At 43.7% G+C, this 11323-nt stretch carries 6 protein-coding genes; 1 reads left to right on the top strand and 5 read right to left on the bottom strand.

Translation table 11 applies throughout. The annotated features are described in order from the left end of the window. The 3 genes from ACFE90_RS24095 to ACFE90_RS24105 form a co-directional block, all read right to left on the bottom strand. Positions 1-1547 (bottom strand): efflux RND transporter permease subunit (locus ACFE90_RS24095; protein WP_375504995.1); only part of this gene is annotated, 1547 nt, incomplete at its 3' end. Positions 1548-1563: 16 nt separating this feature from the next. Next, complete coding sequence (locus ACFE90_RS24100; RefSeq protein WP_375504996.1) at positions 1564-2121, bottom strand: PadR family transcriptional regulator; 558 nt, start codon at positions 2119-2121, stop codon at positions 1564-1566. A 285-nt stretch (positions 2122-2406) separates the two neighbouring features. Next, complete coding sequence (locus ACFE90_RS24105; protein WP_375505000.1) at positions 2407-4131, bottom strand: ABC transporter ATP-binding protein; 1725 nt, start codon at positions 4129-4131, stop codon at positions 2407-2409. Positions 4132-4385: 254 nt separating this feature from the next. Here ACFE90_RS24105 and ACFE90_RS24110 point away from each other — a divergent pair, with 254 nt between their 5' ends. After that, on the top strand, positions 4386-6353 hold the full coding sequence (locus tag ACFE90_RS24110) for a putative bifunctional diguanylate cyclase/phosphodiesterase (RefSeq protein WP_375504997.1): 1968 nt from the start codon (positions 4386-4388) through the stop codon (positions 6351-6353). 634 nt (positions 6354-6987) lie between these two features. Here ACFE90_RS24110 and ACFE90_RS24115 read toward each other — a convergent pair. Together ACFE90_RS24115 and smc are read right to left on the bottom strand one after the other, a co-directional pair. Next, positions 6988-7983, bottom strand: a complete 996-nt coding sequence (locus ACFE90_RS24115) for a PRC-barrel domain-containing protein (protein ID WP_375504998.1) — start codon at positions 7981-7983, stop codon at positions 6988-6990. Positions 7984-8041: 58 nt separating this feature from the next. Continuing rightward, positions 8042-11323 (bottom strand): chromosome segregation protein SMC (smc, locus tag ACFE90_RS24120; RefSeq protein ID WP_375504999.1); only part of this gene is annotated, 3282 nt, incomplete at its 5' end.

Raw genomic sequence — 11323 nt, forward strand, 5'->3', positions numbered from 1 at the left:
ACTGGCGAATCAGTATGGTGGTTGTCGCTATGACCATTATGATCCTCGCTTTCTCGATGCCAGTCTACTTCAGATGGTAAAAGATAGCTTGCCATTGTCGGGACTACAGTCCGAGATAGCACATAAGAAGCAAGCATCCCAAATACTACCGCCATTGCTAGGGGGACAAACAGGTACTTTGCTACTCCACTTAAAAACACGACCGGCACAAAGACAATACAAATACATAATGTTGCTACAAGTGCTGGAGTGGCGATTTGCTGCGCCCCATCTAAGATTGCTCGCTTGATGGGTTTACCTTGTCCGAGATTTCGGTGGATATTTTCAATTTCTACTGTGGCATCATCTACAAGAATACCAACAGCTAAGGATAAACCACCTAAAGTCATGATGTTGAAAGTTTGTCCCAAACGACTCATCACAATAATTGAAACTAGCATCGAGAGAGGAATCGATACGGCTACAATTACGGTGCTGCGCCAACTTCCCAGGAAAATCAAAATCATTAGTGCGGTGAGACAGGCTGCAATCAATCCTTCTTTGAGAACGCCTTGAATCGAAGCTTTCACAAATATAGATTGATCAAACAAAAACGCTAAATTCAGTTCTGGGGGCAAGGTGGATTGGATGCGAGGCAAAGTTTTTTTTACCCGCTCGATCACATCAATCGTTGAGGCATTGCCACTCTTCAGGATACTAAGTAAGCTCGATCGTCTGCCATTCTGACGTACAATGTTTGATTGCACACCAAAGCCATCTCTTACCTGCGCGACATCATGAATGGAAATGACAGTACCGTTAACTTGCTTAATCGGTAAGTTGTTGAGGGCTGCCACCACATCTGGACTATTGTTGATTTGTACGGCGAAGTCGCGATCGCCTATTTTCATATCACCTGCGGGCAAAACCAGATTTTGGGCACTGACAGCATTAGTTACATCTTGGGCAGAAACGCCATTAGCCAACATCGCTTGGGGATCGATATCAACCATAATTTGCCGAGGTTTACCACCATAGGGCAGAGGTACACTCGCTCCTTGCACTGTTGCTAATTGGGTGCGGACGAAGTTGGTAGAATAGTCGAAGAGTGCTTCTTCTGGCAAGGTTTTGCTACTCACACTCATCTGGATAATCGGCACCGAAGAAGCATTGTATTGAATGATGAATGGCGGTGTAATCCCCGGTGGCAAAGGGCGGAGAATTGTTTGGCTGACAGAGGTAATTTGAGCAACTGCTGAGGCGATATTGGCGTTGGGTTGGAAGAAAACCTTGACGACACTCACACCACTTAAAGATTGAGACTCAATGTGTTCGATGTCACCAACGGTTGTTGTCATAGCGCGTTCGCTAATGGTGACGATTCGCTGTGCCATTTCCTCAGATGTGGTACCAGTGTAAGTCCAAACTACGCTGACAACCGGAATGTTAATTGCGGGAAAAATGTCAACTGGTGTACCAAATATCGTGACTGCACCCAGGATCGCAATCATCAAAGCGGCGATCGCGAATGTATACGGAAGACGTAAAGCAATTTTGACGATCCACATAGTTAGTTAGGATACTTCAAAAGTTTTTTGTGTTAAAGCTGACTGAGGTTGGCGTTTGAGCTAATTGAAGTTGTTCTGTTTGAAGTTGCTCAACTAGCCACTCAATTTCTGATTTGATCACTTCAACTCCCCGCTTTTGCACTTTCGCTTGATATAAATCATCAGTAACTTCAAGTGCTTTTTTCTCTGCAAGGCGTAACTGACATAACATCAATCGATGGTCGATTAACTGGACTCGTTCTTCGGGTAATAAATGACTAAAGAAAAAAAATTTGATAAAGAATCGCGATCGCATATTCACCCAGCTTTCATGAGGATATGCCAGCATCTCTTGATACCAAGTGGTTTTACCGATGGGTGTAATCTCATATACCTTTCCACACTGTCCACCTTCTTCTAATTGTTCTGCACATAGGATCACTTCACCTTGTTCTTCCATGCGCTTTAGAAGAGGATAGATCGCGCCATAGTTGACACAAATACTGCAACTCATAAACATCTCTAGTTGCTGTTTAAGCCGATAACCATTTAATGGCTCTCGCTGTAATAAACCTAACACTGCCAACTTCAGCATTTTGATATATCAATTTGATATGTCGATCAACAATATCAAATTGAGCCTTTTTAGCCAAGTACTTAAGGTTCAATTGTCAGAATTCTCTGTGATGTCGTAAAGGTAAAGCCGTATAAGTTACCTGTGGGCTAGTTAGGGACAAGTGAGACGTCCACCTCACAATAGGTAGTTGAGTATTTTTTTATTTGAATGCTCTGTATCTTTTTCTTTCTGGTCAAGAGTACTCTAGATGTGGCTGCTCTGAGTAAAGAAGTGAGATTCCCCACTCCCAACTCCCTCTTTTGACTAACTAAACTGCTGGGCATAAAACCGCGCATAGCGACGCTCTAGCGCTAACAATTCTTCATGGGTTCCCGATTCGACAATTTGTCCTTGTTCGAGAACTAAAATGCGATCGCACCTCCTAACTGTTGATAAACGGTGAGCAATAATAAACACCGTCCGTTTTTCCATCAGTCTTTCCAGCGCTTCCTGTACCAGTGCTTCCGATTCGGAATCTAATGCTGATGTCGCTTCATCAAGAATCAAGATTTGGGGATTAAGCAGAACAGCACGAGCGATCGCAATTCTTTGTCTTTGTCCACCCGATAAGTTTACCCCACGCTCACCCACCCAAGTCTGATAACCTTCTGGTAGTTGGCTAATAAACTGATGGGCATTAGCAATTTTTGCCGCCTCCTTAACTGCTTCCATATCAAAAGCATCTTGTCCAAAGGCGATATTTTGGGCAATTGTCCCGGAAAACATGATGGTTTCTTGAGGAACAATCCCAATTTGTCGCCGCAGACTATGCAGCTTGACATCTCGAATATCAATACCATCAATTAATATTTGCCCAGTTTCGGGATCGTAAAAACGGGGGAGAAGATTCACAAATGTGGTTTTACCAGCACCAGAAGCACCCACGAGAGCGATCGCTTCACCTGGAGATACCAATAAACTGATATCTTTTAATACAGGTTCACCCGGTTTATAGGCGAAGGAAATATGACGATATTCTATTTTGCCTTTGACTAGGGGGAGAGCGATCGCATTTGCTTTTTCGATCACCGTCGGCTGAATTGCCATCAATTCAAAAACACGGTCAACAGATGCTTCACCCTGCTTAAATTCGTTGTAGTTATTAGTAGTGTGGCCAATGGGATCAATTAATAGCGCCGCCGCCGCCAAATAACTGAAAAAATTCGCCACTGTTAAATTACCTTGGGAAATTTGCCATGCTCCCACAATCAGTAACGATAATGCACTCAAGGCTTCCAGAAATCCGACGATGGGAATCTGAATCGCTTTCAGGCGTTCGGCTGAGTATTTCGCTTTGAGACTGCGTTCTGCTTCATGGCCAAAGCGGGCGATTTCGTAATTTTCGGCAGCAAAAGCCTGTACCAAACGAATACCATTGAAAACTTCCGCAAGGATGGCTGATAAACCCGACACGCGATTTTGACTTTTTAAGGAATATTTGCGTAAGCGTTCACCAAACCAGCCAACTAAAATACCCATCAGTGGTGCAACTATCACCGTTGCTAATGTCAGTTGCCAATTCAGGTAAATCATGTAAATCGGAATTGCTAGCAACTGCAAAATGCAGGGGATAAAGTCGTGAAATACTTTATTTACAACTTCGCCAACGCGGTCAACATCTTCGGTGAGGCGGTAAGATAAATCACCTGCTTTTGCCGTTTCAAAATAGCTGAGATTTAGCTTTTGAAGATGTGCATAAACTTGTTGACGGAGATGAAAAGCAACTCTCAAAGCAGCTTTTGCCATGTACATATCTTGTATAGACTGAAACAGTCCTCTAACAAGAAAGACTAAGGCACAACTGCCAGTTATTTGAGCGATCGCTACTACATTACCTTGAGCAAAGGGAATTGCCAATTTACCGGCAAGATTTATCAGTACTAATGTTGCCAGCACGTATCCCAAGATGCCAATAAGTCCCTTGGTGAGGGTTTGCCACTGGAGTCGGATATAAGGCAGCAGTTGCCAGTAATTAGAACGGGTTTTCAAGCTCGAAAGTCCACAACGATATTTTACTTTGTTTGACGCTAGCAGTTTTTGGTGAGTTTCTGAATAGTTCACTAATTAGTTACAAACTGTTTTAGCGTTCAGGTCAAAATAATGTGCAGTTTCACAAAAAATTGGTATAAGTACTAAAAGTATATCCTCTTACAGATGTCATATAGTTAGTATTTATTAATACTAGCTATATGAATTTGACCATTACTTCCACCCACATTTCATAGTTTTGCACCTTGAGCAACATGGATGTAGATAACTTTAGCCAGCAGATAAAGGAATTGCGATCGCGGGTAGGAGGAGTATGGCAGCGCACTGCAACTCAACCGAACTTACAACAAGAACTAATGATAGCGGCTTTCGATGAACTCCAAACGACAGTGGAAGTACTATTGGTTACCTCCGAGGAGTTAGAGGTAGCAAGAGCAAGAGCAGAGATAGAACGCCAGCGTTACCAAGAATTATTCGATTTTGCGCCGGATGGTTACTTGGTAACTAATACCGCCGGGAAGATCCTAGAGGCTAACTATGCAGCAGCAACTATGCTCTCTGTGCAGCAAAAATATCTGGTAGGTAAACCATTGATTGTGTTTATTGATCAACAAGACCGTCAGATATTTAGCTCCCTGATAAATAATTCACAGCAGATACAGGACTGCGTAATTGAGATAAAGCCACGCTTGGGTATACCCTTTCCTGCTAGTATCAGGGCATCTCCAGTGTATGACTTACAAGAAAAGTTGGTAGGCTGGCGTTGGTTGCTGCGTAATATCAGCGAAGCTAAACAAGCACAAGAACAAGTGGCAAAACGCACAGTGGAACTGGCAAAAGCAAATCAGCAATTACTAAGTGAAATTACAGAGCATAGACTAGCTAAATCAAAACTGCTACACCTTGCTTTTCACGATGTACTGACGGGACTCCCAAACCGCGCTTTATTTATGAACCGCTTAGAAGATGCGGTCAATTATTCCAAACGGCATTCAGATTATCTGTTTGCTGTCTTGTTTCTAGACCTAGATCGCTTCAAGGTGATCAATGACAGCCTGGGACACACATTTGGAGATCAATTACTGCTTACGGTTGCTCAAAGGCTTCAAGAATGCTTGCGCTCTATAGATATAGCTGCACGGCTGGGAGGAGACGAGTTTATCATCTTGCTAGTGGGAATTAGAGATGTATTAGAAGTGGTAACGGTTGTTGAGCGAATACAAAAGAATCTGGCACTTCCTGTGGTTCTAGACGGGCACGAAGTGTCCATTACAGCGAGTATTGGCATTGCTTTAAGCATAACAGGTTGTAAAGAACCAGAAGATTACTTGCGTGACGCTGATATTGCGATGTACCGAGCTAAGGCACAAGGTAGGGCGTGCTATGAGATTTTTAACACTGATATGCATCTTCAAGCAATGGCACACTTGGAGTTGGTTAACGAGCTGCGCCGAGCCATTGAGCTTCAAGAGTTTCGGGTTTATTATCAACCGATAGTGTCACTCAGTCACGGCAGGATAACTGGTTTTGAAGCGCTTGTGCGCTGGCTACATCCAAAACACGGCATTGTTTTGCCAGAGTATTTCATGTCAACTGCCCAAGAAACCGGGTTAATTAACCTTATTGAGCAGTGGCTCTTGCATGAGGCATGTAGTCAGATACAGCAGTGGCAAGAGCAATTCTCCTCTAGCTGTGCGGATCTGGCTAAGTGTCCCTTGACCATTAGTGTCAATCTTTGTACTACTAGGTTCAGTGAAGAAAACTTGCTGCCGCACATCAATAAAGTTCTACAAGACACTGGACTCCCGGCACCGAGTTTGACGCTGGAGATTACAGAAGGCGTAATTATGGAAAACCACGATCAAGCCATCATCACGGTAAAGCAACTGAGAAATTTAGGAATTAAGTTGGCAATTGACGACTTCGGTATGGGCTATTCCTCATTAGGTCGTCTCCACCACTTTCCAATTAATCAGTTGAAGATAGACCGCTCTTTTGTTAGCGGGAGCATTTTTAATGATGGAAATTTAGATATTGTTCAGACAATTATTACATTGGCACACAAATTAGGTGTGGATGTCACCGCCGAAGGGGTGGAGACAGAAGAGCAACTAGCAGTGTTGAGAAAGTTGAACTGTGAATATGGGCAGGGATATTTTTTCTCCCATCCATTAGATAGCTCTCAGGCAACAGCATTAGTTATGACAAATCCTAAGTGGTGATGGACTTTGTGTAAAGGGAGTTGCTAATTTATCGGCAAGATTGATCAACACTAATGTCGCCAGCACATATCCTAAGATGCCAATAAGATGAACATCTAAGTCCTACATATAGCTCCCAACTTGTGCGGCGCAACTCTGAATTGGTTGTGCGAATCATTGGGGATTTAGATGTGCCAGCTAAGGGCACTCCAGATCCAGAGATTTTGATTTGATACGAAACCAATGAATTTATTTTGGTGATTTTTGAAAGCTAAAGTTTAACTCACGCTTCTCAATTATTTCTGGTAATAATTCATCATTTATTTCGCTTATAGCAGAAAGCCCCCTACATATCAAGCAATAAGATAATTTTACTCATACCAATTCTCCAAAATGAGGCAACAGATGTAAATCAGGAAAGTCTTGCTGCATCTAAGTTTCTTAATTGCGAATTGCGAATTGGTATTACCCTCTAGTTTAGACAGTGCATTATGCTGTCGCTAACACACTCTAGTGCGTTCTAAAAAATTAGCCCTCTCCTTATAAGTAAGAAAAGGGCTGAATTAATCTTAAAATACTTCGTAATTTTCCGGTTGAATTACGAATTACGTTAGCGCAGCGTTAGCGATGTAGGAGCGTCATTACGAATTACGAATTAATATCCGCCTTCTTCTTCGTATTCTGGCTGTCTTTCCTTGACTTTCTTGGGAATATTCACGGGCTTCGGCGCATCTTCCCAAGCATCGCCGTCTACATCGTCATAATCATCGTATTCATCAACATAAGGCTTGCTATAAGGCTGGGCTTCATACTTTAGCGGCTGTGGTTGTTGATACCTGTCGTTGCCTGTTGCCTCGCTCCAGTTATCTTCTTCCTCATCTTCTTCGTATTGAATAGATTCATGCTGCCGCGCCTTCATTACCTGACGCTGTGGCCTTTCTTCCTCCACATAGTCTTCTGTCCATTCCTCTTCCCGCGCTACGGGTTCGGGGGCACGAACTTTTTGCCTGGGTGGCTGCAATGGCACTCCACTAGGCAGTTGATTGGGTGGTGCAATTGTACGTGGTGGAGTATAGCCGTATTCTTCTTCTGCATCGCGCTCCCAAGGTGCTTTGCCGATACCCAGACGCTCTAATAAACCAACTGTCAACTGGTTTACCCGTTCTTCGGCTCCCTCAAACACAATCAATCGATTGGGGCCTGTGCTGACAATTTCATCTACTGAGAACTCGTAAGTACTCAGAAATTGATCGGGAATTTGGGGCAATCCTAAAGAAGCAATAACTATGGAGTTAAGCTTGCCGGTTTCGCCGTTGAACTTAAAGCCCCGAACTTTGCCTAAGACTTCGCCTGTTTCTGTAATTACTTCCCAGTTAATCAGATTACTGAGAGATTCAACTTCGATATCTTCAATTACATCTTCGTTATCAACCAGGATGACATCACCAATCTGGCTGATGTTGTTGAGGTACATATAGCGCGGTATGCCCGAAATAGAGATCAGGCTGTCTCGCAAACCAAGAGCCACAACCTCTCGTTGATCTATATCAACCCAGACTTGACTGATGATGCCTAGCCGCTTGCCGTTGTCGCGGGTAATCACCTGGGTATTTAATATGTCGGAACGCCTAATTATCTGTTCGGAGGTCATTCTATACCGAGTCCTGATCTCGAATCCGGTTTATCTATACACTATTATTAACAAAAACTCAAGCAGATGTATTGGATGATTGTAACTTAATCCCCAAAACTTGAGTGTAAGCTCCTCGTGCTTGAGTAACGCCAATTGTGCGTTCGGCTGATTCTATCATCGGACGACGCAAACTCACAACTATAAATTGCGCTTGTTGTGACTGTTGTTTAATCATTCTAGCTAATCGTTCTACGTTTGCCCCATCTAGGAACATATCTACTTCGTCAAAGGCGTAAAATGGCGATGGGCGGTAGCGTTGCAGGGCAAAGATAAAGCTCAAGGCTGTGAGTGATTTTTCTCCCCCAGACATGGAAGCTAGGCGCTGTACCGGTTTACCTTTGGGATGTGCGACTAAATTTAGTCCACTGCTAAAGGGATCTTCGGGATTTTCCAGTTGCAAGAAGCCGTCACCGTCGGAAAGGATGGCAAAAATTGATTGAAAGTTTTCGTTAACAGCATCGAAAGCTTCTTTAAAGGCAAGTTGCCGCAATGTAGTAAAGTTTTCAATCCGCAAAAGTAGTTCGGTACGTTCCCCTTCTAGTGTCTCTAATTTTTGCGTGAGTTCCTGGAGACGGTTTTGAGTGCGTTCGTATTCTTCCAACGCCAGCATATTAACAGGTTCCATTGCCTGTAAGCGTTTAGTAAGTGATCGCAATTCTTTTTGCAATTCCTCCAAATCTACCTTATCTGGAACTTCCGGCAAAGGATTTGGTAATTCTGCTCCCATATCCCGCAACTGGCTTTGTAGTGCAATTAGTTCTTCGCGCCGCTTCTCTTGGGTTTCTTGGAGTTTTTGGATTTCCCATTCCAATTGTTGTTGTCGCAAAAGGTGCGATCGCACTTCTTGTTCTGTAGCATCGCGTTTCTGTTTCTCTTCTCCCAAATTCTGTTCCATAAGGCTTAGATTGGCGCGGGTTTGGGTAATTTGGTCGTTTATCGTTGTGATTTGTGTGGAGACGCGATGAATCGCGTCTCTACAAGAGATTTGTTGGGTTTCATATTCTGTGATTCGTGTCTCTGCTTCTTGGATTTTTTCTTGTAAACGTTGTTGCTGATTTTCTAAATTTTTTAATCTTTGTTCAGCTTCGCGTAATGCCGTTTCCCGTTGTTGCAATTGTTGCTCTTGAGTTTTAATTGTCGCCTGGATTTGTTGCCATTCGCTGGGGGTTTGGGATGCTTCCAACTCTGCTAAAGCGTGTCGCAATTGTTGCAACTGAGTTTCTTGTCCAGGTAATTCCCGCTCCAAGATTTCTAATCTAGATTGAGCAGTGGCTAACTTTTCGCTGTTTTGCGCGAGTTGCGATCGCGTCCCCTCTAATTGCGCTGTCAAATTCTTAATATCTTTTTGCAACTGTTCCAATTGCAGCTGCTGTTCGCGCCGTGCCTGACGCGCTTCTGTGAGTTCTTGGGTGAGTTTTTTGGTTCTGGTTGACAAAGTGGCGATCGCTTCTGTACAACGCTCTAAAACTCGCTCAATATCCACCAAGCGATTTTTTAAAGCGATCGCTTCATCAGATTCCGCCGCTTCCGCATTGCCAAACCGCAACGCTGAACGTTGGGTGTTGCTACCACCAGTCATTGCACCACTGGTTTCTAAGAGTTCCCCGTCTAAGGTGACAATGCGATATAATCCTAAATTTTTCCGCGCCGCTTCAAGGTTGGCAAAAACTACGGTGTTACCAAAAACATAGCTAAATACATCTTTGTAACGGCGATCGCAATCGACTAAGTTAACAGCATAATTAACGAAACCGCTAGCAAAACGCAGCGTTGCATCTTGAGTAAATTTGGGAGCGTGAATTTTATTCAGGGGTAAAAAAGTCGCTCTCCCTGCACGCTTCTGTTTGAGCAATTCAATGCCTGCGGCGGCGATGCTGTCATCTTCTACCACAATATGTCCCAAACGTCCCCCGGCAGCCATTTCTAAAGCTAGTTGATGACGGGGTTCCACCTTTCCTAACTGCACAACTAAGCCACAAAGTCCAGGCATTCCCGATTGTAAAATGACTTTACTCGCTTGGGTTCCTTGGACTTCTTGCTGTGCTTGCGCTTGCGCCTCTATTTTATCCAACTGGCGTTGTTTTTCTCGTTGTTCAGAAAGTAACCGTTTTTGAGTTTCCTGTTGGATTTGCAGTTCTTGTTCTGTGGCTGAGAGATTTTGGGCTAAATTTTGGATGGGTTCGCTAGAGGCGTTAAATTCCGTTTCAATTTGACTACACTCAGTTTGTTTTTGGGCTAATAGCGGTTCGTCGCGTTGAATTAACTGGGTTTGTTCTTGGATTAACTGCTGTAACTGATTATTGCGTTCCCTGAGTTGTGCTTGTTCGGTGCGTTGCGGTTCTAGAGTTTGCAGTAAAGTTTCAATTTGACGGTTGAATGCCGTTTGTTGCTGCACCCACGCTTCCGAAGCCGAGGCGATTTCTGCGGCTGCTTCGCGGGAAGTTTGTAGCGCTTGCTGCGTCTCATCTCTTTGCTGCTGACAGTAGACAATAGATTGTCTCTCTACAACTTGTGTTTGGGCAATTTCTTCAAGGGAATGACGGTGTTTTTGAATTTCTTGCTGAGTTTGAGTCAGACGTTTGGCAGTTTCTTGAGAAGCTGCTTCTAATTCCGTTAATTGACGCTGGAGTTGTTTCCGTTCAGCTTCTTGGGTGGCGAGGGTAGATTGTACTGCCAAAAGTTCCTCTTCTCCCAATGCTTTTACATGAGCATTGAGTTGTTCAAGTTCAGCAGATTTTTGGACGATTTCAGAATTTAGGTTTGTAAGTTGGGTAGTGAGTTCATTAAAATTGCGATCGCCTGTTTGAATTTCGTGAACTAACTTTTCTTGTTGTGCTTGTAGCGATCGCCATGATAAAACAGCTTCCCAGGATTGTTTCGCTAGAAATTCCGTGCGGAGTTTTTGATATTTCTCAGCTTTAGCACGATCTTGAGAAAGGCGATCGCGCTGTGCAGTTAATTCTGTCTCAATAATCCGACAGCTATCTTCTTTTTCCTTCACCTCATCTAAAGTTGATTTGGCTTGGATAATTTTGCGATCGAACGCCGCCACCCCAGCCAATTCATCAATAATTTCCCGCCGTTCCCGCGCATTCATCGAGATAATGCTGGTGACATCCCCTTGCAGCACCACGTTATAGCCTTCAGGATAAACCCGCAGGTTACTTAATTCCTCATGTAACTCCGTCAGGGTGCAAGGTACACCATTGATATAGTAATTCGATGTGTAAGTGCCTTGGTGAGTGACTCGCAGCCTTCTAGTAACACTCCATTCAGTTGGGGAGTGGGGAGTGGGGGG

This window comes from uncultured Nostoc sp., from assembly GCF_964245445.1.
In the GTDB taxonomy this organism is placed as follows: Bacteria; Cyanobacteriota; Cyanobacteriia; order Cyanobacteriales; family Nostocaceae; genus Nostoc.

Bases quoted from the DNA above. Each gene is read 5' to 3' on its own strand.
- ACFE90_RS24100 (WP_375504996.1), bottom strand. From the start codon at position 2,121: ATGCTGAAGTTGGCAGTGTTAGGTTTATTACAGCGAGAGCCATTAAAT.
- ACFE90_RS24110 (WP_375504997.1), top strand. From the start codon at position 4,386: ATGGATGTAGATAACTTTAGCCAGCAGATAAAGGAATTGCGATCGCGG.
- ACFE90_RS24115 (WP_375504998.1), bottom strand. From the start codon at position 7,983: ATGACCTCCGAACAGATAATTAGGCGTTCCGACATATTAAATACCCAG.